General features: G+C 42.7%; 20 protein-coding genes and 1 pseudogene. 12 read left to right on the top strand and 9 right to left on the bottom strand.

Features of this window, described 5'->3' with window-relative positions; genetic code table 11:
• Together V7K27_RS28650 and rpe are read left to right on the top strand one after the other, a co-directional pair.
• On the top strand, positions 1 to 260 hold a 260-nt coding region (locus V7K27_RS28650), incomplete at its 5' end, for a hypothetical protein (RefSeq protein WP_334951794.1).
• A 13-nt stretch (positions 261 to 273) separates the two neighbouring features.
• Positions 274 to 981, top strand: coding sequence for a ribulose-phosphate 3-epimerase (gene rpe, locus V7K27_RS28655; RefSeq protein WP_334951795.1), 708 nt, complete (start codon positions 274 to 276; stop codon positions 979 to 981).
• Between the two features lie 1,312 nt (positions 982 to 2,293).
• Here the strand turns inward: rpe and V7K27_RS28660 are convergent.
• Positions 2,294 to 2,764 carry a HetP family heterocyst commitment protein gene (locus V7K27_RS28660; protein WP_334951990.1) on the bottom strand — a complete coding sequence of 157 codons (471 nt, stop codon included), beginning with the start codon at positions 2,762 to 2,764 and terminating at the stop codon, positions 2,294 to 2,296.
• Positions 2,765 to 4,021: 1,257 nt separating this feature from the next.
• The gene (locus V7K27_RS28665) at positions 4,022 to 6,451 is read right to left on the bottom strand and encodes a GH116 family glycosyl hydrolase (RefSeq protein ID WP_334951796.1); all 2,430 of its coding nucleotides are present in this window, start codon (positions 6,449 to 6,451) and stop codon (positions 4,022 to 4,024) included.
• 349 nt (positions 6,452 to 6,800) lie between these two features.
• Between V7K27_RS28665 and V7K27_RS28670 the strand changes: the two genes are divergently transcribed.
• The 3 genes from V7K27_RS28670 to V7K27_RS28680 all read left to right on the top strand — a co-directional run bounded on the left by V7K27_RS28670 (position 6,801) and on the right by V7K27_RS28680 (position 8,030).
• Positions 6,801 to 7,091 carry a type II toxin-antitoxin system Phd/YefM family antitoxin gene (locus V7K27_RS28670; RefSeq protein WP_334951797.1) on the top strand — a complete coding sequence of 97 codons (291 nt, stop codon included), beginning with the start codon at positions 6,801 to 6,803 and terminating at the stop codon, positions 7,089 to 7,091.
• Positions 7,075 to 7,410 (top strand): type II toxin-antitoxin system RelE/ParE family toxin, encoded by a 336-nt coding sequence (locus V7K27_RS28675; protein ID WP_334951798.1) that lies wholly within the window; start codon positions 7,075 to 7,077, stop codon positions 7,408 to 7,410. Before V7K27_RS28670 ends, V7K27_RS28675 begins: the two co-directional genes overlap by 17 nt.
• Before the next feature lie 146 nt (positions 7,411 to 7,556).
• Positions 7,557 to 8,030, top strand: coding sequence for a hypothetical protein (locus V7K27_RS28680; protein WP_334951799.1), 474 nt, complete (start codon positions 7,557 to 7,559; stop codon positions 8,028 to 8,030).
• A 310-nt stretch (positions 8,031 to 8,340) separates the two neighbouring features.
• Here V7K27_RS28680 and V7K27_RS28685 read toward each other — a convergent pair whose 3' ends face one another.
• Positions 8,341 to 8,676, bottom strand: coding sequence for a CU044_2847 family protein (locus V7K27_RS28685; RefSeq protein ID WP_334951800.1), 336 nt, complete (start codon positions 8,674 to 8,676; stop codon positions 8,341 to 8,343).
• Between the two features lie 200 nt (positions 8,677 to 8,876).
• Here V7K27_RS28685 and V7K27_RS28690 point away from each other — a divergent pair, with 200 nt between their 5' ends.
• The gene (locus tag V7K27_RS28690) at positions 8,877 to 13,109 is read left to right on the top strand and encodes an nSTAND1 domain-containing NTPase (protein ID WP_334951802.1); all 4,233 of its coding nucleotides are present in this window, start codon (positions 8,877 to 8,879) and stop codon (positions 13,107 to 13,109) included.
• 27 nt (positions 13,110 to 13,136) lie between these two features.
• Here the strand turns inward: V7K27_RS28690 and V7K27_RS28695 are convergent, their stop codons facing one another.
• Positions 13,137 to 13,487, bottom strand: coding sequence for a hypothetical protein (locus V7K27_RS28695; RefSeq protein ID WP_334951804.1), 351 nt, complete (start codon positions 13,485 to 13,487; stop codon positions 13,137 to 13,139).
• Positions 13,488 to 13,631: 144 nt separating this feature from the next.
• Between V7K27_RS28695 and V7K27_RS28700 the strand changes: the two genes are divergently transcribed.
• The 5 genes from V7K27_RS28700 (at position 13,632) to V7K27_RS28720 (ending at position 18,279) form a co-directional block, all read left to right on the top strand.
• Complete coding sequence (locus V7K27_RS28700) at positions 13,632 to 13,871, top strand: EF-hand domain-containing protein (RefSeq protein ID WP_334951806.1); 240 nt, start codon at positions 13,632 to 13,634, stop codon at positions 13,869 to 13,871.
• A gap of 361 nt (positions 13,872 to 14,232) precedes the next feature.
• On the top strand, positions 14,233 to 14,442 hold the full coding sequence (locus V7K27_RS28705) for a hypothetical protein (protein WP_334951808.1): 210 nt from the start codon (positions 14,233 to 14,235) through the stop codon (positions 14,440 to 14,442).
• Positions 14,443 to 14,636: 194 nt separating this feature from the next.
• The gene (locus V7K27_RS28710; RefSeq protein WP_334952002.1) at positions 14,637 to 14,774 is read left to right on the top strand and encodes a hypothetical protein; all 138 of its coding nucleotides are present in this window, start codon (positions 14,637 to 14,639) and stop codon (positions 14,772 to 14,774) included.
• On the top strand, positions 14,744 to 17,911 hold the full coding sequence (locus V7K27_RS28715; RefSeq protein ID WP_334951810.1) for a UPF0182 family protein: 3,168 nt from the start codon (positions 14,744 to 14,746) through the stop codon (positions 17,909 to 17,911). The genes V7K27_RS28710 and V7K27_RS28715 overlap by 31 nt, the downstream gene beginning before the upstream one ends.
• 185 nt (positions 17,912 to 18,096) lie before the next feature.
• Positions 18,097 to 18,279 carry a hypothetical protein gene (locus V7K27_RS28720; protein ID WP_334951812.1) on the top strand — a complete coding sequence of 61 codons (183 nt, stop codon included), beginning with the start codon at positions 18,097 to 18,099 and terminating at the stop codon, positions 18,277 to 18,279.
• Positions 18,280 to 18,598: 319 nt separating this feature from the next.
• On the opposite strand, the gene V7K27_RS28725 is transcribed toward V7K27_RS28720, so the two are convergent.
• From V7K27_RS28725 to V7K27_RS28745, 5 genes and pseudogenes are all read right to left on the bottom strand, one after another.
• A complete protein-coding gene (locus V7K27_RS28725) occupies positions 18,599 to 19,078 on the bottom strand; it encodes a hypothetical protein (protein WP_334951814.1) in 480 nt (159 codons plus the stop codon).
• Positions 19,079 to 19,201: 123 nt separating this feature from the next.
• Entirely contained in the window at positions 19,202 to 19,504 is a 303-nt protein-coding gene (locus V7K27_RS28730; protein ID WP_334951816.1) for a hypothetical protein, read from the bottom strand.
• A gap of 431 nt (positions 19,505 to 19,935) precedes the next feature.
• Positions 19,936 to 21,339 carry a glycoside hydrolase 100 family protein gene (locus V7K27_RS28735; RefSeq protein ID WP_334951818.1) on the bottom strand — a complete coding sequence of 468 codons (1,404 nt, stop codon included), beginning with the start codon at positions 21,337 to 21,339 and terminating at the stop codon, positions 19,936 to 19,938.
• 57 nt (positions 21,340 to 21,396) lie between these two features.
• A pseudogene (locus V7K27_RS28740) lies at positions 21,397 to 21,577 on the bottom strand (SDR family NAD(P)-dependent oxidoreductase); the annotation flags it as partial.
• Positions 21,578 to 21,713: 136 nt separating this feature from the next.
• Positions 21,714 to 22,142 carry a hypothetical protein gene (locus tag V7K27_RS28745; RefSeq protein ID WP_334951820.1) on the bottom strand — a complete coding sequence of 143 codons (429 nt, stop codon included), beginning with the start codon at positions 22,140 to 22,142 and terminating at the stop codon, positions 21,714 to 21,716.
• Between the two features lie 983 nt (positions 22,143 to 23,125).
• Here V7K27_RS28745 and V7K27_RS28750 point away from each other — a divergent pair.
• Positions 23,126 to 23,515 carry a hypothetical protein gene (locus tag V7K27_RS28750; protein ID WP_334951821.1) on the top strand — a complete coding sequence of 130 codons (390 nt, stop codon included), beginning with the start codon at positions 23,126 to 23,128 and terminating at the stop codon, positions 23,513 to 23,515.
• The last annotated feature ends 11 nt before the right edge of the window (positions 23,516 to 23,526 follow it).

Consider the following 23,526-nt stretch of genomic DNA (forward strand, 5'->3'; position numbering starts at 1 on the left):
TTGTCATTTGTCATTTGTCATTTGTCATTTGTCATTTGTCATTTGTCATTTGTCATTTGTCATTTGTCATTTGTCATTTGTCATTTGTCATTGGTCATTGGTCATTGGTCATTAGGCATGGCATTAGTTATTCTCCCCCATCTCCCCCATCTCCCTCATCTCCCTCATCTCCCCCACTCCCCACTCCCCAAAAAGCCGAGATGAAAATTATGAGTCTTGCTCAATGTTTTGTTACAATGCTTACAGACGAGGACGCTTAAAAACCCACTAGCCATGACCCAAAACCTATCTCAAAAGCCCATTGTAATTTCTCCATCTATCCTATCAGCCGATTTTAGTCGTCTGGGTGACGAAATTCGCGCCGTAGACGCAGCTGGAGCGGATTGGATTCATGTTGATGTCATGGACGGTCGTTTTGTACCTAATATTACGATAGGCCCTCTGATTGTGGAGGCGATTCGTCCGATTACGACCAAGCCCCTGGATGTCCACTTGATGATTGTGGAGCCAGAAAAGTATGTAGAGGGATTTGCTAAGGCGGGCGCCGATATTATCTCCGTACACTGCGAGCATAATGCTTCTCCACACCTGCACCGCACCTTGGGGCAAATTAAAGAGCTTGGCAAGAAAGCTGGAGTTGTACTTAATCCTGGTAGCCCTCTAGAGCTAATTGAATACGTTCTAGATTTGTGCGATTTAGTACTGATTATGAGCGTCAACCCTGGTTTTGGTGGTCAAAGCTTTATCCCTGGTGTGTTACCCAAAATCCGCAAGCTGCGCCAAATGTGTGATGAACGCGGTCTTGACCCTTGGATTGAAGTGGATGGAGGATTGAAGGCAAATAATACCTGGCAAGTTTTGGAAGCGGGAGCCAATGCAGTTGTCGCCGGTTCAGCTGTATTTAACGCCAAGGATTATGCTGAGGCGATTAGGGCAATTCGCAATAGCAAGCGTCCTACCCCAGAATTAGCCAAGGTTTAATTCATTTTTAGATTAACTGTACTCTACAAAAATCAGGTGGGCAAATTGCCCACCTGATTTTTATTTAGGAACGTGGATTAAATAATTCGTAATTCGTAATTCGTAATTCGTAATTAATAGGACTTACGCACTGTACAAATTCATCATGATGTGCATCAATCAAAATAGGTTGTTTCAGGCTTTTCTTAATTATCAATTATCCTTGGATCGTAAATAGATCATGCTGTAGTAGGGGTTTAGCAATGCGCTTTACCCCTACGAAAAATGTGGTTTTTCGCGTTATATATATTCACTCTTTCTTGTCAATGCGTAAGTCCTAATTAAGTAATGATAGGGGATTTAGATTTAGACATCAAAACTTGCTGGGGAATTAAACCCCTAAACTTTGTTAAATACAGCGCATTTCAAGTTGGTGAGGTACACAAGCAAAGTCTCAAACCCGTGTGTAAAAGCTATTTTACTTCTGAATTCTGACCCCTGAATTCTGAATTCTGCTGTAAAATGCAAAACTTCATCCTATATCTAGCTTCCCTCTCCTTTATAAGGAGAGGGATTGAGGGTGAGGTAAGCCCATAAATTGTATGTTATTTAATTCTTATTTCTTAGACATAAAAATACTGGAAGCTATTCAAGTTTTGAACTTCCAGTAGTTGCTATATAAATTGAAAGTTTAGAAACCACAGATAATCCAGGTTGGGAGGACTAGGATTACAATAGTTGAAAGAGAAGCGTATGAGATACTAGTTCTACCAGCCACGAAAACGATTTCACCGAAACTTTTCTATTTCCGTTCCTGGTGTTGGTGTTAAGCGTTTGCTTTATTAACTAAAGCAACACCAACCACAGTATAGAAAGTTATATAAGCATTACTCGCACCGTCTGCAGTCGGTGAAAGCTGTGTAAAGTTTGGATTGGGAGAAGCTACCGCTCCAAATTCTCTTTGCTCAGACTTCCTCGAAAATAGAACCACCAGTAGCAACGGTTGCATCATCAGTCTTGGTCTAGGAGTTATTTACTCCATGAAATGCTGACTACTTTTGTAATCAGTTTGATTTCTTTCATAGTCAGAACTAATCATTGATTTTATTTTTTAAATTAACTTGCTTGCCAATCACCTCTATTTTGGTTGAAGTTGTAGTTTTTATTAGTTTACCAATCCCATCAGTATATATTTGCCATTTTGGCAGATTTTTGAAAAAAATATCAAATTAATCATTGTTATAGAAAACCTACCATGCTATAAATTTTAGCATAGCAGGCTCTCAGACACTCAATCAACTCTAGGACAGAATCTATTGATTCCAAATAGTTCTTAATTGAATCCACAGCGTTTCAAGGAAATATCTGGAGTGCTTTCTGGTTTTACTTGCGATTTCATTGATTGATGATCGTTTATTTGCTGTGCCAATCTCTGATCTAAACTACCACCACGAATTTCTGTTTTTTGCTTTCCAACTACTTCCAAATAAGCTAAATCTTTGATTTTGCTTAAGCAGGTTGATGATCCATTACTATCAGATATTGAATCATTAGCCTGTTTCAGCATTTTTATATTTTCACTTTGCTGTTGATTTGTCCTAGTGGCTTTAGAGTTTTCTTTTAGCAATCGATTGTAGGTGCGATATGGAATGTAATGCAGAGGATTATAGCCAGCAAATCGTAGCATTAAAACACATGCCCAGGAATATTTTCCAGCAAGAATTGCTTCAACTACTTTGTCAAATTGTTGAGCTTTCACTGTCTTATCTAAGTTACTACTAATGCCAGCAATGTCTTGATTCATCATAGTTTTTAGTTCTCTGGGATGAAGTAAAATAGTTCAGTTTATGCGATTGTTGGTGTTTCAATTGAGATTTACAAACTGCACTAGCTTTTTTGCAGCTGTTTAATCGCTTGTGCGAAAATATCATCAATGGGAGTGAAAGTTAAAAATTTACTTTTGTCTTTTCATCTGACTGGTAGGACAAAAGTCTCGCGTGGCTCTTGATAGATACAATTTTGTCCTCTTAAACTTTTTCAACTCCTAATTCAATAAATTTTATCTGTTCACCTGCTTGTATTTCTTACTACTGCTGAATTCCGCATTTTCCGGGAATTTTGCATATTTTTTTCGGCTAGTAGAGAAAATTTATTTATCTTTGACCGTTAAAAAGGCTATTCGTATTTATACTATTTTTTGTGGCTAATGTCATCTACTAAACTAGCAGATTGATAAGTGAAATTTACTGAATATATTTCGATACGTACTTGTGTATTGTGCAACTTTTAATTTTGTCCTCCTTTACTAATTAATGAGGGGTCTTACCCCTCACACGATATCAATTTAAATTCTTTATTATTGTCGAGTCGCTAGAAAATATTAGCATTAACCATAAGGTAAAGCAACTTCTAAAAAAATGAATGTATACACACTTAAAAAAACGTGACTAGCCATAGGTATTGAAAATATTTTTAATTAAATAATGTTATCAATTAACCTTGAAACTGTTGATACACAAAGGCTACAGCTTTAGCTTCTCTAAATGAAATCACTATAAAATGATCATGAATATTTCATGATCATCAGCCAGTAATCACAGATAGCCTAGTTTTAAAAGAGAATTAGTGGTTAGTAGTAAAATATATAGTTTTAATTATTATCAACTTAGTTAAGCAAAAGACCTGTGACGAGATGCTTTCAAAGCTAGTAATATTTGCATTTTTTGAAAGAGTAGTCTTGAATTCTCAATCCTTCAACTCTTACCATTACTGAAATTTTCTTTCGCTTCCGGAAACACTCGGAAAATAAAATCACAAATCTAGACTCTGCTTTCTCAGATGAAGACAGGCTAAATTTGCCAACGCACATACTATAGCAATCCTAAATAATTCGTGAACAACGAGATCCCCGACTTCTCTAAGAAGTCGGGGATCTGAGTCTTGTGATTTGAACGAAATCAAATAGAATTGCTATATACGTGGAATACGACCATTTGTAAGGTAGCACAGCTGTGCTAACCTACGTGTGTTGCATCAAAATCGGAACCACTTTGATAGCTAATTAATTAATAACTAAGTAAATTCCCCAAATCGCCATTGCCCGTAAGTAAGTGCTAGCGCGGAAAGTACCAGCTGCGGTGATAGCTTCAGGCGTGCGAAATTGCAGACCATTGTCGTAAATTTGCTGCACCACAGCTTGCGTCAACCTCAAGGCTTCATCCTTCATTCCCATCTGCATAAGAAAAGCCGCCAGCCCAAAGTTTATCCCCGTCCAGACTTCCAGGGGATGAGTAGCTTTGGGGTTTTCTGGTGAACCGTCAGGACGAACACCATTAGCAGCACCAAATTCACCATTGCAGAATTTCAAAAAGCACGCATCATAAACAGTTTTCAGGGCTGAGAAAGCCCGATCGCTCGGTACAATATCAGGTAAGTCCAGCAGACGAGCATAAAACTGTCCGCACAATTGATCTGCCATCACCACATCGGAACCACTTTCACTATCAAGTTTGTAATATTGCCCATTCCAGAGTTTTTCGTCATAGATGGGGCGAGATTGTTCCAACCAAGCTTCATAGATAGATTTTTGTAACGCCAACTGTGCTGCGTTACCTCGGCGGTGCGTTAATAAAACATCGCTAATTGCGATCGCAGCCTCCAGCGCTGCTAACCACAACCCACCACAATAGGCACTAACACCCTGCAACCGCCAATCATCAAAAGTTTGGTCAGGTGCGCCGGAATTTTCGGGAATCCCATCGCCATCAAGGTCAAAAGTTTTCAGGTAGTCGAGAGTTTCGACAACTCCATTCCAACAGTCTGCCAAAAATTCTATATCGTCAGCACCCGTGAGCAGAAAATCACGGTATACTTGCAAGACAAAATCACTACCTAAATCTTTCCACAAATTGCAATCTTGATAGCTGGTGTAGTTGGTTTTCTCCCAGACGTGTTCATTCGGTGCGCCTAAATCGTGGGGTGTTGCACCTGCGACTTTGCGAACTGCGATCGGACTTTCTGCTTTAATTGTCATGTAATAGCCAATGATTCGGGGAGTATCATCACCTTCAGGAATTGCCCGTGCAAATGCCCGCATCACTGACTTTTCCAGTTCTGGAAACAGCATCAGCAGCGCAAAAGAGCCATATAACCGCACATCTAAACTTTCATACCAACGGTAATCTAAGCACTCCAGCACCGCAAACTGACCGATGGGGTCAAGTTCCGATGCAGCACTCCAGAGAGTACCGCCGCTAGTGAGGTCGTAAAGCTCATTAAATAGAGCCATCTTAAACCAGTTGGGTAAATCTTCTCGGTTGAGAATGGGTTTTTGCCAACTTTGAATTTGCGATCGCCAACTTTGATATTCTTGTAGCGCAGTAGATGCGATCGCCCAAGCATTGTTACCACTTTTATCAAAAAAGTCTGTATATCTGCGGTAATAGTTAACTCCAGCCGCAAATTCTGTAATCGGCAAATCCCAAGCGACGACAAAGGGGATTTCGAGAGTTTCGCCTGGTTGGAGAGTGAAACGGATTGCGATGCCTGCGGCCGGCGTAGCCATCGCCGCCCCTAATTGTGTATTCTCTGTTGCTGGAGTCGGATCGAGATAATTGGGCAAAGAACCATCTTTAGCAAAGCTTTGCCATATTTCCTCACCCGTTCCTTCAGGATTCCATCGGCTGTGGTGGAATATTTCCACTTGGGAATGCTTCAGCGTGGCAATACACCAACTTCCGTCACCTTCTTGTAAAAGTTCATCACTACCAACCCGACCTAAAAGACAGCCAAAGTGTTGTGTATTTTCAACTATTTGGTTATAGTTTCCTTGACTTTCGCCCCAGCGCGGTTGGTATTCGTAAACCGGACTACCATCATCGCGTACCCGCACTTCGGGAGATTTGAGGGAATTTGTAAACCAGCCCACCATATTTTGCCAAGTGAGCATGATGCCCAGAGTAATAGGTGCATCTGTGGGGTTATGAGCATTCCAGAGGAATATCGCCGCAGGGTAGCTAGTTTCTTGGTAATTACCTGCCCAAATTGGGGAAAACTGCTCACAAGTCAACTGTGCTTGAAATACATTTTCATACACAAACCAGCTACGTGGGTAGAGCGCGTGATAATTGCCTGTCCCTTTTGTGCCTGAGAGTGTTGGATACCATTGCCAAGCTTTGAGAGTGCCATCTTCTGGCGCTTGCGTAGATAAAGCGTAGGCTTGGGAAGATGCGCCATTGGACTCAAACACACTGAATTGACAAGCGGGAACGTTTTTGAAGGTATGCTCACCCCCGTCGATGTGCCACAGGTTAAAATCTCCCCGTGAAGAACGACCGATGCAACCTGCACCAAAGCCGCCTAAAGGCATACCATGCCAAGGGCCATCATCGATATTGCTAGCGTAGCGGACGGTATAAGGTTTGTCCCAGCCTAAACCGATAGGACGGCTCCAAGTGCAAGAAGGAATTTCTGGAGAGAGTTGATTTGTCATCACCTGATGTTACAGCGTGCAGTTACGTCAATGAAGACTAGCGTGATGTGCGATTTTTCTCAAGTAAAACGCGGTACTGGCATAACAATGAACAATGTTACGCGATGTGCAACTTATTCTTGAAACCCCGCTTCCATTCCTCTCCCCGTTGGCGTCAGCCTGTTGTCAGACAAGGGTCGAGAGGCTTTAAGTCTTGCTCCCCAACGCTAGTAGGGAAGGGGCTGGGGGTTAGGTTTGAGAGAAAGTTGCACACCGCGTAATGTTGTTACCCTGCAATACAAATTTGTACTGGACGGAAGCTTTTGAGATAGGGTTAAATAAAGTGCAAGTTTAATGCATCATCAACTCTATGCTAAACATGAGTCGAGACATTCATTCACTCTCTAGCTTTAAACGCAATACGTTGAAATTCCTACAGCAGATGAAGCAGACAGGAAAACCCGTAGTATTAACAGTTAATGGCAAAGCCGAACTTGTAGTTCAGGATGCAGAGTCTTACCAAAAACTGCTGGATGCGTTGGAAAGATTGGAAGCAATCGCCGGAATTAAGCAGGGACTTGAAGATGTAGAGGCTAGTAGAACCAGTACTCTTAGAGAATTTGAGCAAGAGATGCAGCAAAAGTATGGCATTTCAAGTTAGGGTGACTCAGACTGCAAAAGCTGAAATTGATACTGCTTACTCTTGGTTGAAAGAGCGCAACCCAGTTTATGCGGATAAATGGTTTCGGGAGTTAATGGATAGTATTGCGACTCTGCAAGAAAAGCCTCTACGTTGCGCTCAAGCTCTAGAAAATGACGCACTAACTGAAGAAATCCGTCAACTTATTTACGGTAAGTCAAGAAATAAGTACCGAATTTTGTTCGTTATTCGGGAAGATACTGTTTTTGTGCTTCATGTACGTCATAGCTCGCAAGCTCCACTGATAGGCGAGGAAGTTGACGAGGAAGAAGAATTTTGATTGTTAAAAACGTGGCGTAGACGCAAAGCGGCTTGTCGTAGACATCGCTCACCTTTTGAACTTGGTAATCTTTATTGGTGTCATGGAAATTTAAATTGTATATGTGGGCATTCTAAAAGTAAGAACCATACCAGAGACTAATTTCTATGTCTACAGCCCCAATTAGTGCAACACTAGCGCAATCAGAGAGAGATGCGGTGTTGCAAGCGATCGCCACAATTAAAGAAAAGCTACCATTTTTGATTGATTTAACTAACGAGGAACGCAAAGCTTTACCCAAAATGGGAGATAAAAGCCGCGCCTTTGTCACCAAAGCATTGGAGGTGGCGACACAGAACCCAGAGTTTTTACCGCGATCGTTTGACCTGGATGAAATGCGGAAGGATGTACAATTGTTTGAAGCGTTGTATCCAGTATTGCTGTCGCTGACGCAATTCCATGAATTGGTGGATGATACATTTTTAGCGGTGGGTAGTGAAGCCTATGCAGCCGCGTTGCAGGTGTATACTTATGCTAAAGCTAGTGGACAAGGCGCTGGTTTAGAGACAGTAGTTGAGGAAATGGGGCAAAGGTTCGCCCGTAAATCTCGGAAAGTCAAGCCTCAAGCAGTAGCGTTGTAGAAAATAACTCGGCAATCGTACTTCTAAAGTGCAATGTTGAGGCTCAGAACTCGGATGTTGGAGTAAATTGCTCGGCGTTCCGAGTTCTGAACTCGGATGTTAAAGTAAATTGCTCGGCGTTCCGAGTTCTGAACTCGAAGCTTCAACCTCTGAACACGAAATTTCGAGATGAGAACACGAAACTTCGAGCTTTGAACAGCAACATCCGAGATCCAAAGGCGATCGCTCTCCCTTTGAACTCGGAACTTCGTGCTTTGAACAGCAACGTCCGAGATCCAATGGTGAATGATGGTGAGTTTAGAGCGTAGAGTTATGGTTTTTTCTGCGTCAAGTTATACTTAACCTGAATTTCAAAGTTACTCTCAGCCGAACCCTCAGTTAAAAAGGGAATCCCAGTTTTACCACCCAGCTTGATGCCAAATTTAACTGTTACCTCCTCAGCGTCAGGTAAATTCTTGAATGCACCAACCGCTAACTTGGCATAATCACGAACTTTATTTTGAAATTCTCTGATATTAACCGTAGGTAAACCATCACGGTATCCTGGTTCCTCTTCTTCTGGAACGTCTGCGGCTGTGTTTGATTCCACATAGATTTCGTACTCTTGATCATCTTCTTTGACAATCAGGCGTTGCACTTCTGACATCTGTAGCCTCAGTTAATGTTTGAGTTGTTACTCTTGTAATATTACGCGCCATGTACGACTTTCTCTGAAACCTAACCCCCAACCCCTTCCCTACAAGGGAAGGGGAGCAAAATCAAAGCCTCTCCCCGTTTTGGGGAGAGGAATGGAAGCGGGGTTCCAAGAATAAGTCGCACATCGAAACGGATACCTGGTTAGACACTATGCCTCGATATGCCCTGGTGATTGGCATTGCTAAGTATGACAATTTGACAAACTTACCAAAAGCTGTAAACGATGCAGAAAAAATAGTAGAGCTGCTGCGTGAACGTGGTCGGTTTGATGTTCAGCCGTTACCGGGTAAGCTAATCGAGAGTGAAAATCGCTGGCAAGTCACACCGGATAAAAAGTTAATTGGTAAAGAACTCGGTCAAACACTGAGAACATTTCTGCTAGAAAAGGCCAAAGGTAGTGAGGCACTGATTTATTTTGCCGGACATGGCTTTGAAGCACTCAGCAACACAGGTGAACCGAAAGGCTTTTTGGCAACTTCGGATTGTAATAAAGTAGATGGACAGAATGCGATCGCCTTTGATGACCTCAACACTTTAATTGCTAAATCTCAACTCAGCAGCTTAGTAGTATTGCTGGATTGCTGCTATGCGGGGTCTTTATTAGAGAGGAGTTTTATCAAATCTGGTTTCTCCATTTTCAACAGCAAACAAGACTACAGCTTAATTACAGCCTCTCGTGCCTTTGAAAGAGCGCGTGAAGATGACGAAGGTGGAATTTTCACCAAAGCTATTCTCAAAGGACTCGCTGAGGATAAAGCTGATGAAACAACCGGGGAAATTAATGTCAATGACTTGATCAGCTTCATTTCACGAGAACTCAAGCAGAGTGGACAAGAAGCAATTTACATGGGCGGTGGTAGGTCAATTCCTTTGGTTTGGTATCCACCCAAGAAATTAGTAGTTATTACAAAAGTACTTGACGAATGTCCCTATCGGGGCTTAGAAGCTTTTGACAAGCAACACGCAAAATTCTTTTTTGGTCGTCAAAAAGTAGTTAACGATATTCAACAGAAACTCGACTTGGCTAAATTTGTCCCGATCATTGGCGCGTCGGGGAGTGGCAAATCTTCAGTAGTGCGGGCGGGTTTGATTCCACAATTAGATGATAGTGAGTGGCAAGTCTTAGAACCAATTAAACCCGGATTTGAACCTTTAAATAAGTTGCGCGGAGCTTTTCAACAATTTTTTCCAGGGGCTAGAAAAGAGAAGCAACTGAAGGATTTAATTGACAATGAGCAGAATAATTTATCTGCAATTCTCGAAAATCTCCCTAGTTCAGTAAAACTTTTATTGGTAGTGGATCAGTTTGAGGAAGTATTTACTGGCGGTGCTAGTCAGCAAGAAAAGCAGAGATTTATTGACTTACTGACTCAGGTAGTAGAGATTACCGATTCGCGGTTAGCAGTTGTGATTACCATGCGAGCGGATTTTCTCGAACCCTGTTTGCAATATCCCTCCCTGACTCAGTTAATTCAAACCCAGGCTGTTTATATGCCACCTTTAACCGGAGTTGATTTAAAGGACACGATCGCCGAACCAGCCAAACTTCAAGGTCATAGTGTTGAAGAAGGGCTACTACTGAAGATTTTTGAAGATGTTAAACAAGAACCAGGGTTTTTGCCTCTGTTGGAGTTTGCTTTAACCAAACTCTGGGAGAAACGCGATCGCAATCAACATCAACTCACCCTAGAAGAATATGGAAAGTTGGGAGGATTAACAGGGGCGTTGAATCTCCATGCAAAAAAAGTTTATCTTTACCAAGATTTTGAGGAGGAATTGCCAACCCAAAAACGCACTCAGCAGGAGAAAGAATGGATTGGGCGAATTTTTCTGCGCTTAGTGCGAACGGGAGAGGGGGAAAAAGACACCCGACAGCGCCAACCAAAAGCCACACTATTAAATATTGCAGGTAATGACGCCAATCAGCAGCAAGAACTTAGTGAGTTGCTAGATGGGGAAGCGGGATTAGTTAAGGGACGCTTGTTGGTTACAGGGAAAGATGAAAAAGGAGAAGCTTGGATTGATTTAGCCCATGAAGCTTTAATTGAAGGTTGGCAGGAGTTTGCCAAGTGGCGACAACAAGACCGAGATTTGCGGCGGTTGAGCGATCAGTTAGAAGATACGCGGCGAGAATGGGTGAACAAAAGGCAGGATGACAAATATTTAATGCAAGGGGGACTGCTGGCGGAAGTCAGGGATAGCTGGCAACAATTGCAGCCCCATTTACAATCACCCCAAGAAGATGAGGATTTTTACCAGCGCAGCGATGCCGATGAAAAAGACCGCATTGCCAAACTGGAAAGGGCACTCACTGAATCACAATTGCGACAGAAAGCTACGAGGGTAGAGAATTTATTGACAGTCCAACCCCTAGAAAGTCTAGTTTTGGCAATTCAAGCTATGGGTGAGAATCAAGAGAAATTACCCCAGCAGATTCTCGCACCAGTTCAGAACAGTTTGATTCGGGTGATGAATAAAGTAATAGTCTTCATTCCTTTCCGTATTCATGAGAATAATGTCTGTTCTGTTGCCGTTAGCGGCGATGGGCAGACGATTGTCAGTGGCGGTCGTGACGGTACCGTGCGGTTGTGGAACCGTCAAGGTCTTCCCTTAGCTGAACCATTGCGTGGCCATGAGGGTGTTGTCCATTCTGTCGCTATCAGCGCCGATGGGGAGACGATTGTCAGTGGCGGTGATGGCATGTTGTGGTTATGGAACCGCCAAGGTCTTTCCTTGGCTGAACCATTGCGTGGTCATGAGGGTGTTGTCAATTCTGTCGCCATCAGCGCCGATGGGCAGACGATTGTCAGTGGCGGTGATGAGGGCACGGTGCGGTTGTGGAACCGTCAAGGTCTTCCCTTAACTGAACCATTCCATGATTTTTTTAAGAATGATATCACTTCTGTTGCCGTTAGCGGCGATGGGCAGACGATTGTCAGTGGCTGTCGTAACGGCATGATGCGGTTGTGGAACTGCCAAGGTCTTCCCTTAACTGAATCATTCGGTGGTCATAAGGGTTGGGTCTGTTCTGTTGCCATCAGCGCCGATGGGCAGACGATTGTCAGTGGCGGTGAATACGGCATCGTGCGATTGTGGAACCGCCAAGGTCTTCCCTTGGCTAAACCATTCCGTGGTCATGAGGATTATGTCAATTCTGTTGCCGTTAGCGGCGATGGGAAGACGATTGTCAGTGGCGGTCGTGACGGCATGATGCGGTTGTGGAACCGCCAAGGTCTTCGCTTAACTGAACCATTCCGTGGTCATGAGTATTATGTCAATTCTGTTGCCGTTAGCGGCGATGGGCAGACAGTTGTCAGTGGTGGTCGTGACGGCACGGTGCGGTTATGGAACTTCCAAGGTCTTCGCTTAACTGAACCATTCCGTGGTCATGAGGATTATGTCAATTCTGTGACCATTAGCCAAGATGGGCAGACAATTGTCAGTGGTGGTCGTGACGGTACGGTGCGATTGTGGAACCGCCAAGGTCTTCCCTTAGCTGAACCATTCCGTGGTCATGAGGATTATGTCAATTCTGTGACCATTAGCCAAGATGGGCAGACAATTGTCAGTGGTGGTCGTGACGGCACGGTGCGGTTGTGGAACCTCCAAGGTTTTCCCTTAACTGAACCATTCCGTGGTCATAAAGATTATGTTAATTCTGTTACCATTAGCCAAGATGGGCAGACCATTGTCAGTGGCGGTTTTGACTGTACGGTGCAGTTGTGGAACCTCCAAGGTCTTCCCTTAGCTGAACCATTCCGTGGTCATGAGGGTGCTGTCTGGTCTGTCGCCATTAGCCAAGATGGGCAGACCATTGTCAGTGGCAGTACTGACGGCACGGTGCGGTTGTGGAATTTCCAAGGTCTTCTCTTAGCTGAACCATTCCGTGGTCATGAGGGTACTGTCTCTTCTGTTGCCATTAGCCAAGATGGGCAGACGATTGTCAGTAGCGGTACTGACGGCACGGTGCGGTTGTGGAACTTCCAAGGTCTTCCCTTAGCTGAACCATTCCGTGGTCATGAGGGTACTGTCTCTTCTGTCGCCATTAGCCAAGATGGGCAGACCATTGTCAGTGGTGGTACTGACGGCATGGTGCGGTTGTGGAATTTCCAAGGTCTTTTCTTAGCTGAACCATTCCGTGGTCATGGGGGTGCTGTCTGGTCTGTCGCCATTAGCCAAGATGGGCAGACCATTGTCAGTGGTGGTGGTGACGGCACTGTGCGGTTGTGGCGGGGTGGTTGGCGTGCATGGTTGCAAGTCTGTTGCAACAGGTTGCGTTACCATCCCATCTTCACCAATCCGCAAACAGAGGAAGCAAAAGCCGCTTGCGAAGTCTGCCGTAAATATGTATGGAGTAAAGAAGAAGATAAAAGCGTGGATTAATAAGAAGAAAACAGGAGAAATAAACCTCTAATCTCCAAAGTTGAGGCTCAGAACTCCAGTTTTCACCTTCAGAACTCGGAACTTCGACCTCTGAACTTGGAACTTTGACCTCTGAACTCGGAACTTCGACCTCTGAACTTGGAACTCCGACCTCTGAACTCGGAACCTCGACCTTTGAACTCGGAACTCCGACCTCTGAACTTGGAACTCCGACCTTTGAACTCGGAACTCCGAGATCCAAGGGTGAATGATGGTGAGTGAAGGGCGTAGGCGTAGCCCGTCGGAGCGATCGCACTCATTTTCCAAGCCATGACTAAAAATTAACTGTATCTCTTGTTGAGTTAGAACTTTGGCTCGACCGTGCCGATTGATTTTCATTGCCCCAACTGTAGACCCTGTATCACAGCCTACACCTGATCTAAGCCCCAGCGATACCCGTTTCTACGTCTAAGGATATAAGTTTCTTTAATTTTGAGATATTAATGAGATATTAAGTTGAAAAACCAATTCAAATAGAAACTTATGGCAACCCAGCAAGAGCTTCAATCTCTTTTTAATACCTTAGATCGCGATCAAGACGGCAAAGTCTCCATTAATGAGCTTTTTTTAAGTCCTGGCTTAAGTGCAATCATCTCATCAGAAACAAATACCAATAGCCCCCAGGAGTTACTAGTACGGTATGATTCAGACGAAGACGGTAGTATTACCTTTGAAGAGTTAAAGGAAGCAGTTAAGGAAGCAGGTAATTTTGTTGCGAACTAAAAAATATTGGTTTAGTCATTAGTCATTTGTCATTGGTCATTGGTACTAATGACTAAAACTCCATCCCCTTGTGGGTGGAGTTTTTTATTGGCTGTATATAGCGGTTCTCGAATGGAAGCAATACACTTTGACCTCTCTCCTTTTAGGAGAGAGGCTTTAAGTCCTACTCCCCTTCCCTTGCAGGGAAGGGGCTGGGGGTTAGGTCTGTATTTCATGCAATTGAGAAGCGCTATATTTTATTCTCTGGAAGTTCCTAATGAGAAGAAAACAGGAGAAATAAACCTCTAATCTCCAATGTTGAGGCTCAGAACTCCAGTTTTCACCTTCAGAACTCGGAACTTCGACCTCTGAACTTGGAACTTTGACCTTTGAACTCGGAACTTCGACCTTTGAACTCGGAACTTCGACCTTTGAACTTGGAATTTTGACCTTTGAACTTGGAACTTTGACCTTTGAACTCGGAACTTTGACCTTTGAACTCGGAACTTTGACCTTTGAACTCGGAACTTCGACCTTTGAACTTGGAACTTCGACCTTTGAACTCGGAACTCCGAGATCCAAGGGTGAATAATGGTAAGTGAAGGGCGTAGGCGTAGCCCCTCGGAGCGATCGCTTGTAGTCTAATGGCGCGTCTACGTTTACCCTGAGAACTCTGATGTTCTAAACTGGAACTACATTGTTAGCGATCGCTGATGGCACAAATCACATTTACAGTAAATAGACCACGCGGTAGGGGCACAGCAATGCTGTGCCCCTACGACAGATGTGGTTCAAATACATGATTTCTGCTGTAAATTACGTATCTTTGCACCTTTTCTCAAACTCTTTGATCAAAAGTTACGCGATCGCACCTTTAGTTTGGCTGCCACGGAATGTATTGGAAATGGAGCTTTAGACTATTAATTATATTCTTGGGGCTGTGGCTACTCTTCGATCTGGGTTCCCGCCTGGGAGCAGAGATTTTTTGGTTTCAGGAAGTCGGCTACCTCCAAGTATTTCTGTTGAGGATATTGACTCGTGGTATTTTGTGGGTAGTTGTGGCTGGGATAACTGCTGGCTATCTACTGCTAAACCTGGCTCTCGCACAACGGCTAAAATATCCCCAGTCTCTAAAGATTGAGTCAGCAGAACTCAGCAGTAAATTAACAAATTTTCTTACTCCTGATTATCCCAGACGCAATGAAACCCAGATACTTGCGCCGCAACTCTTTAAACCATTAAGATTGCGCTGGTTATTACCCCTAACTCTGTTACTGAGCTTGTTGATTGGGTTGATGCTGGCTCACTATGGTCAAATTGCTCTTTTTTACTGGCATTCTCCAGTTAATAACGCTAGTCTACCCATTCCCGCCCTATTTCGACCAGAGACAATCCGGCAACTCTTAAGGCAGATTGTCTCTCATGTCTGGTATCTCGGTTTAATTACGGGAGGTGCGATCGCAATCTTAATTTATCCCCAATTTTTACTAACTGCGATCGCAATTTTATTCAGTCCCATTTTTGCATTCATCCTCTCCCGCCACTGGCCAAAGGTGCTGCAATATTTCCACCCCACCCTTTTCAACAGCACTGAGCCTTTATTTGGTCAAGATATCAGCTTTTACGTATTTTCCTTACCCTTGTGGGAACTGCTAGAACTCTGGCTGATGGGATTATGTTTGTATGGCTTCGTCGCCGTTACTCTCACTTATCTCCTGTCAGCAGACAGTTTGAGTCAGGGGATTTTCCCTGGTTTTTCGCCCCAGCAGCAGCGTCATTTATACGGTATGGGTGGCTTATTGATGCTGGTAGTAGCTTTAAGTTATTGGCTGAGTCGCTATGAACTCGTGTATTCTACCCGTGGAGTCAGTTATGGTGCCAGCTATACGGATGTGACAACCCAGTTGCCAACTTACACCATCTTGTGCATCCTGGCAGTTGCGATCGCCTTTTACCTACTTTGGCGAACGTTTTTCTGGCGACCCAAATCTCAGTATCGTCGCTTAGTATTTTACGGGTTAGGGGTTTATCTAATAATGGTTGTAGTAGCTGAGGTTGTTCTACCTACTGTGGTACAATACTTAATTGTCCAACCGAATGAGTTGCAACGAGAGCAACCCTACATTCAGCGTACTATCGCCTTAACTCGCCAAGCATTCGATTTAGAGGCGATCGATGCTAGAACCTTCAACCCGCAAGGAACATTGACCGAAGCTAATATTCAAAATAATGACTTGACAATTCGGAATATTCGCCTGTGGGATCAGCGACCACTATTAGAAACTAACCGTCAACTGCAACAAATTCGGCCTTACTATCGGTTCCCCGATGCCGATATTGACCGCTACACTCTCAAAACAGATGTAACTTCACGCCGGAAATCTGCGCCGCAAAAGCCACCAGAATCTAAACAAAAACCTGACTTTTCACGGGATCTGGAAAACCTCTCTCTAAATCTCTCTCCTTCTAGGAGAGAGACTTTGAATTTTCCCCCTTCCCGTGTCGGGAAGGGGGCTAGGGGGTTAGGTCAATCGTTAGCTTTTCCACATGACCTGAAAAGTCAGAAACAAAAACCAATTGAATCAACAGAACGGCGACAGGTACTGATTGCTGCACGAGAATTAGACTACAGTGCCGTACCACAGGAAGCTCAAACATGGGTTAACCGCAGGCTTATTTATACCCACGGTTTTGGGTTTACTGTTAGCCCAGTTAATACAGTTGGTCCGGGTGGGCTACCAGAATATTTTGTCAAAGATATTAGCGGTGATAGTAGCGCCCTCACAACTTCCAATGAAGCGATTCGTGAAAGCATTCCCATTGGGCAACCCCGAATTTATTACGGTGAAATTACTAATACTTATGTGATGACTGGCACAAGAGTTAGAGAGCTAGACTACCCTAGTGGTAGTGACAATGTTTACAACTCTTACGATGGTCTGGGTGGCGTTGAAATCGGTTCAGCATGGCGACGCTGGTTATTTGCGATGTATTTGAAAGATTGGCAGATGGTACTGACGCGGGACTTTTTGCCAGAGACAAAAGTGCTACTTCGGCGAAATGTCAAGCAAAGAATTCAAGCGATCGCACCTTTCCTCAAATTTGACAGCGACCCCTATTTAGTAGCTGCTACTAATCAAGATTTGCCCAGTAATCCCAGTTATCTTTACTGGATTGTTGATGCCTACACGACGAGCGATCGCTATCCTTATTCAGACACTGGTAGCGATGGGATCAACTACATTCGCAATTCTATCAAAGTGGTGATTGATGCCTATCACGGCACTGTTAAGTTTTATATTGCCGATCAGAGCGATCCGATCATTGCCACCTGGTCAGCGATATTTCCCAATCTGTTCAAACCGCTCAGTACAATGCCAGTAAATCTCCGCAGTCATACCCGCTATCCGGTGGACTTTTTCAAAATTCAATCTAAGCGGTTGATGACCTACCACATGACTGATCCCCAGGTATTTTACAATCGGGAAGACCAGTGGCAAATCCCCAACGAAATCTATGGCAGTGAAACCCGTCCGGTAGAGCCGTATTATTTGATTACTAGTCTACCCACTGTAAGCTTTGTTGCCGCAGCCTCTCGTAGAGAAGAATTTATTCTGCTTCTGCCCTACACTCCCAAACAACGGACTAATTTAATCGCTTGGTTAGCGGCGCGATCGGATGGCAAAAACTACGGTAGGCTGGTGTTATATGTCTTTCCTAAGGAACGCCTAGTTTACGGGCCAGAGCAAATCGAGGCGCGGATTAACCAAGACCCAGTAATTTCCCAGCAAATTTCCCTGTGGAATCGCCAGGGTTCGAGAGCCATTCAAGGCAATCTACTAGTAATTCCCATTGAGCAATCGCTGCTGTATGTCGAGCCAATCTATCTAGAAGCCACACAAAATAGCCTACCAACTTTGGTGCGGGTAGTCGTAGCTTACGAAAACCGGATTGTCATGGCACAAACTTTAGAACAAGCATTGCAGGGAATTTTTAAACCAGAAGTTACACCAGCCCCTACGATTATCCGTCCCTTTGAAGAAGCAGCCCCGCCAGGTTAAAGTAATTCGTAATTCGTAATAGAGCCTCCGGCACGCACTCGCGTTCGTAATTCGTAATTGGTATAAACAAAAAGAAGCCTCTCGTCTCCAAGAGTTGGGCAGCTTTTGGAAGATATCTGTTAACAACATTTATTGCAACAGCCATCGTTTAATGGTTCAACATATTTAATAGACACTAAAGCTTAATGGACATGATACAAGATAACCAACTAGAAATTCGCCACGTTAGTCCTAAAGTCAGGGAGTTGATTAAAGTATACGCCGATGTTAATAACTGTACACAAGCTGAGATGTTGGAACGCATTGTTTTGGAGTGGAACGCCCAACAAAGCGAGAGCGAACGACCGCCAGGAGACGAAGATGAATAACTTTCTGCTACAATCCTCAGTCTGCTTCTAGCGGGAGGCTTTAATTAACTGAATTCTGGCGGTTTAAGTTGTATAGCAACTAACAAACGCAAGTTTTGTGGCTGGGTTTCTCTTACAAAGTTGCTCCTTTAGTGCGCTTCTGGTGCGTCCGCAAAGCGATCGCGCATCCTGCGGCGGGGGAGACCCCAAGACCGCAATGCAGCGCTGTCTTGAGAAATCGCTCCACTTGGGGCTTTGCCCAAGACCGCGTTTCTCGCTAAATCCCCGTTACAAAACTTAATTACGAATTACGAATTACGAATTATTTTAATTTGGCTATCTAGTTCAAGAAAAATTTTCCCGAGATTGGGTCTTGTTTGAGGGATTGAATGAAATCCCTCAAAGTCATCATGCTGCCTGTTAAGGTGAATTTGGGAGTGCCATTTTGAGCAACGATTCTCACTTCACCGTCTTGGATCTGAATCTTATTTTTAATGCTATCCCATAGAGTATCGAAGCTTTGATCATCCTTGCAACCATTGGCTTCAAGGAACTTTTGGCGCACATCTGTTTTTAGTGCTAGTGCTTCTGCTGCTTGAGTACGCGCCTCAAAGTGCTTAATTACATCTTCATAAGCACTCTCCCTCAGAGTTTTGTTTTCAGCCTGAACTTGCTCCAACTGAGTTTTTATGGCTTGCAGTTGGGACGCTAAAGCAGCTGATTTATGATATTCAACTTTTAAAGCTTGCTTTGCATTGGCTAACAAGGTTTTATAATCTAGCTGATCTTGATCTTGATCTTGATTTTTTTCCGATTCCATTTTTATCTCTTGATCAACAGATTTTCAGTGATTAACTCTCGCCAGTTTTTGTCATATAACTGGCGAGAGTTTATTTAGGACTACTGTTAGTGGTAAGTATCGTCTGTGTTATCTGAGTATTAGTTAGTTCACTAGTAATGGTGATTCCGAGTGAAGATTCTCCTTGATACTACTCAGACAAAAACTAATGTGGGAGCGGATAGCTCGCTCATAAACTTCAGTCTGCTGAGTGCGTACCCCTACAGCCTGATATATTAAGTTAACTTCTGGGAATTCAGACCAATACATCAAAAAAATGTCTTTGGCTGGAGTAATAATTTCATAATTATTCTCTTGTCTTTTCTTTCTGAGCTTACAATTATTTAGTTGTAATTTTTGTCTGAATAGTTTTTCAAATTCTGGAATTAAATCTGAAGTATTTTTCATGTTTTATACACGTTAAAACGTGTTAAGGATGCAAAGACTATCTGATGATATTACTAAGTATGACACTTCAGATACCTCTTATTATATAGTGTATCAGTTATCGGGTATTTGAGAAGGGAATTTAGATATTGGGTAACTCCTTGGCGCAGCTTATGGTAGAGAAGAGGCTGTGCGATCGCTGCAATTTCTTGCTCAGGATTTTATATAGCAGAACTTAAGTATTTATTAACTTCTACTTACGTAAGTGTAGCTAGTACAGGCGTAAGTTTGCCTACCTTTAACCAGTTGCTCTAAGCAACTTGTCTGCAACAAGTCTGGTTAATTGAGATGGTAGCTAGACTTACGCCAAGCTGTACTAGTTGGCAAAGACACCCTGTATAATTACACCGCTAAATCATCTTCTCTTTAGAGCCTTACAGGGCATTCAGTACCTACAGACTACAGCCTGGGACTTCAAGACCCTCTGTAAAGCTGATTAATTCCAAGTACTCTGGATTTTCCACGAACTGTTTAGCAGCCAGCAATCCGGCAATGCTCCAAGTTTGATAAATTCTGGCTTCTTTGCCAATCAAACGACCATTGTTGCCATCGTAGTATTCTGGGAATTTATCCTTAAATAAACGCCTTTCGGCAATGGCGATCGCAGCTTGGGCAAGTTCTGTTCGACCTGCTTTGAGTGCGGCGGCGGTAAATAACCACAGTAAAACAGGCCAGTTACCGCCGTTGTGATAAGACCAAGCCCTGTTCTTAGAGTCACATCCTGTAACAATTCTCCACTCTAAACCATCCATTGCTGGAAAGCAGATTTTAACAGGCATATAGCCGATCAAGTCTTGCCAACGTTGGGCAAATAAATTCATAATGCTTTGAGATTCTTTTTCGCCGGCTAAGGAAGCTAAGATTGCCATCAGATTTCCCAGAGCAAAAAAGCGAAAATCTATCCGTCCCGGCCCCAAATTTCCGGCTAAATATCCTCCAGTTTCGGGCAACCACTCGGTCAACCAAGTGGGGATTGATTCTGAGTTGATGTTGAATTTATTAACAATTTCTTTACCAAATTCGTTATCCTTGTAACGATAGATTTCCCCCAATCGCTTCAGGTCTAGCCAGTAATAGTTGCGGATATGATATTTCAAAGATCCCAATCGCCTATTGACTTTGCCAATGTAGCCATCGCCATCCCCATCTGGTAAAAGCAATTCATTAGCAGCTCTGAGGGACGCGTAGAATAACACCTGAATTTCTAGAGGATGTTCGTAGACTCCCATACGGCGGTCAATCATAAACGCGCCATCGGGAACTAACATTGTTGGGTACATGGAAAACCGATGTACCAGACAAAGATCCAAAATTAGCTTGATTCCGGCTTGAAAATCTGGCTGACGCGCTAGAGACAAATCGCCTGTAGCTTTTTCATAGGCGCGTAGCAAGAGAATCCACCACATACAGGAATCAATTGGGGGAACACGAGCGATCGCCAGTTCACCAAAATCAGCGACCAAAAATTCCTCATTCCCCTTGGAATGTACTTTGAAACTTGCAGGCATTAATCCCGCTCCCGGTTCAAAGCAGTCTATCTGCTTTTCATGACTTTGTAATTTCAGTGTTTCTACTAAGAAGTTGCGGACAATCTCTGGTTTGCCGTGCATGAGAAACACTAAGGCAGAAGGAACAAAATCGCGGAGAAAGCACTGGTCATAATTGAGTGCATCTAACTCTGGATCGTGAGCGGCTACAGTCCCAATGGGTTTTCCCTGGTAATAAATTATCGACTCTTCCAACAATTCCCAGGCTTCTGCTGACAGCAGACTGTTCTTATCGATCGCGCTAGTCATAGGCGTTTAATTCCACTGATGGTATGTATCGGCTCAATTGTGGAAAGTACGCAGGTATTCGATATTTTCGCAAGTTTTTTGCAATGCCATTTCTTCTGTGTCTGTCGCAGCTTTAAAGTCTTTGCGGTAATTGATGGCGATGTTGCACCCGTGCTTCGGCAAGTCTGATTGCGATCGCCTTACCGATACCTGACGTTGCACCTGTAATTAAGACATTCTTTCCTTCTAACCCTATCATATTTCTTGCTCTAGCTGCCCTTGCTTGAATTTGTACTCAATCAAACAATTTTAGATTCTTCCTTCAATTCCAAATCTAAAATTGGCACAGTCCCACGTTTTTAAGTTTAGGTTTATTCTGCCTGCTGCCTTCGGAATTAGTATCTGCTACTGGGAAAAAGTAAAATATCTATTACTTCGCCCACTACCAAACCCAATGCTGCTACGACTATTAAAACCCAAAATGAATCTAGCTTATTGTAGCCAGAAAAGCGCATTTCAAAATCAGCTAAAAGCGTAGTTGCTAAGGGTATGATAAAGAGCCGGAATAATAATGACCAAGTTGCTACTAAAGCAATTGATATACTTAAAAATAATATGATAACTAAGGTTTGAGAGCCAAATTCAACTAGACGATCTAACCAAGAAATGCTCTTTCGCACTACAGCTATAACCATAGCAGCGACAAAAGCTCCCACTAACCAAATTATATTATTACCAGCAAGATACCATCCCAGAAGAGTGTAAGCCAATAAGAGTAATACTAAAGGCATCAAAGGAATCCTGTTAAAAAATTCCACATTCATACTGCCAAAGCTTATAAAAATACCAAGTTAATTTCTTAATCTTAGTCAAAATTCTTACTACTTTAGCTTGTAAATATACCAGCTTTGCTCAGGATATTTCTCTATCTACAGAGCCAATTTAAGGACATACTCTTTCGTCGTGACAATATATAGCAGTTTTCATTTATTTTAACCACATTTGTTTTAAGGGCACAGCATTGCTTATGCGTGTTAACTTAACGTCAGGCCAATCAAGCCAGATATATCTGACCTGAAAGTGAGATAGCTTTAATATTTAGAAACTTTTAAGAATATTTTTTGGTCTATTTTAACATAAAAACATCTAATTATAAGTCCATTATCTAATTTATTCCCTTGGGTATATAAATTAAAATAACAAGCAAAACTCTTGACAGATAGAACTGAAGTTTTATTTTGCTAAACCTATAATTAAAAGCTTGTCAACATTGAAATTTGACCTAGTTACTGAAAACTAGGTATAGCAATTCTAAATGAGTCGTGAAAAATATAGACAAGGAAACGAACCGCCTTTCCTTCTCTACGAGAGGCTGCGCCAACGGAATGCTGTGCGTTCGCACAGCATCTCGTTAGAGAAGAACGCCAAGGACGCAAAGGGAAGAAATAAGAAAGAGACATATAATTTTAACAAATGATTTAGGACTGCTATAGTAATTTTTAGTTAATTAAAATATAGATGGATAAACCTAATCGATAAACACCCTTATTTCGCGGCATTTTTTGATATCTATATTTATAATCTGGACGAGTTTTAAATTTGTCATGATTCCCATAGAGTCTAATCTTATTTCTCAAATTTTGCTGAATTTCCTTTTAAAAAAACGTCTATATATTCCAAACCAAAGAGTGCGATCAACCTAATTATGATGAAAGAGTAATAGGTCGGATCTTTTTCCAAATTACTACTTAGTTACCCAGCTAGCAAAAATTAATATAGTAAAGACATATAGCAAAAGGTAAATAATATGTATCATGATCCAATGTTGCAAAAAACTGTAGCAGCCAATAGTAATTTACATCCAGTAATCCTGAGTGAAGCAAAAAAGGAGCAAGCAAAAACGCATGAATTAACTTTCCCTGATCTAGCGATATCTTTATCTCCTGTTGGCTTGGTAATTAGTTGGATAGTTTTTTTCCTAATATTGCGAAAATTCCGGGCATTTTTAGCTGATAAAATGGTTTTTTCCATCAAAGGGTTAGATAAACTTCCCTGTAAAAACTGTCGCTTTTATTCCCATAATCATTATCTAAAATGTGCAGTCAACCCTTCTATTGTTCTCACCCAAGAAGCGATTAATTGCTCTGAATACTCACCCAGTAATAAAAAAAAATCATCCAAAAATCCCTTTGGCTAAACAAGAACTTA

The sequence above is a fragment of the Nostoc sp. genome, assembly GCF_036919575.1.
Taxonomy (GTDB): domain Bacteria; phylum Cyanobacteriota; class Cyanobacteriia; order Cyanobacteriales; family Nostocaceae; genus Nostoc.

Excerpts from the sequence above, each read along its gene's own strand:
- V7K27_RS28750 (WP_334951821.1), top strand. The coding sequence starts at position 23,126 with ATGTATCATGATCCAATGTTGCAAAAAACTGTAGCAGCCAATAGTAAT.
- V7K27_RS28720 (WP_334951812.1), top strand. The coding sequence starts at position 18,097 with ATGGACATGATACAAGATAACCAACTAGAAATTCGCCACGTTAGTCCT.
- V7K27_RS28670 (WP_334951797.1), top strand. The coding sequence starts at position 6,801 with ATGCTAAACATGAGTCGAGACATTCATTCACTCTCTAGCTTTAAACGC.
- V7K27_RS28680 (WP_334951799.1), top strand. The coding sequence starts at position 7,557 with ATGTCTACAGCCCCAATTAGTGCAACACTAGCGCAATCAGAGAGAGAT.
- V7K27_RS28665 (WP_334951796.1), bottom strand. The coding sequence starts at position 6,451 with ATGACAAATCAACTCTCTCCAGAAATTCCTTCTTGCACTTGGAGCCGT.
- V7K27_RS28675 (WP_334951798.1), top strand. The coding sequence starts at position 7,075 with ATGGCATTTCAAGTTAGGGTGACTCAGACTGCAAAAGCTGAAATTGAT.
- V7K27_RS28735 (WP_334951818.1), bottom strand. The coding sequence starts at position 21,339 with ATGACTAGCGCGATCGATAAGAACAGTCTGCTGTCAGCAGAAGCCTGG.
- V7K27_RS28685 (WP_334951800.1), bottom strand. The coding sequence starts at position 8,676 with ATGTCAGAAGTGCAACGCCTGATTGTCAAAGAAGATGATCAAGAGTAC.
- V7K27_RS28695 (WP_334951804.1), bottom strand. The coding sequence starts at position 13,487 with ATGAAAATCAATCGGCACGGTCGAGCCAAAGTTCTAACTCAACAAGAG.
- V7K27_RS28690 (WP_334951802.1), top strand. The coding sequence starts at position 8,877 with ATGCCTCGATATGCCCTGGTGATTGGCATTGCTAAGTATGACAATTTG.
- V7K27_RS28660 (WP_334951990.1), bottom strand. The coding sequence starts at position 2,764 with ATGAATCAAGACATTGCTGGCATTAGTAGTAACTTAGATAAGACAGTG.
- V7K27_RS28700 (WP_334951806.1), top strand. The coding sequence starts at position 13,632 with ATGGCAACCCAGCAAGAGCTTCAATCTCTTTTTAATACCTTAGATCGC.
- V7K27_RS28730 (WP_334951816.1), bottom strand. The coding sequence starts at position 19,504 with ATGAAAAATACTTCAGATTTAATTCCAGAATTTGAAAAACTATTCAGA.
- rpe (WP_334951795.1), top strand. The coding sequence starts at position 274 with ATGACCCAAAACCTATCTCAAAAGCCCATTGTAATTTCTCCATCTATC.
- V7K27_RS28745 (WP_334951820.1), bottom strand. The coding sequence starts at position 22,142 with ATGAATGTGGAATTTTTTAACAGGATTCCTTTGATGCCTTTAGTATTA.
- V7K27_RS28715 (WP_334951810.1), top strand. The coding sequence starts at position 14,744 with ATGTATTGGAAATGGAGCTTTAGACTATTAATTATATTCTTGGGGCTG.
- V7K27_RS28725 (WP_334951814.1), bottom strand. The coding sequence starts at position 19,078 with ATGGAATCGGAAAAAAATCAAGATCAAGATCAAGATCAGCTAGATTAT.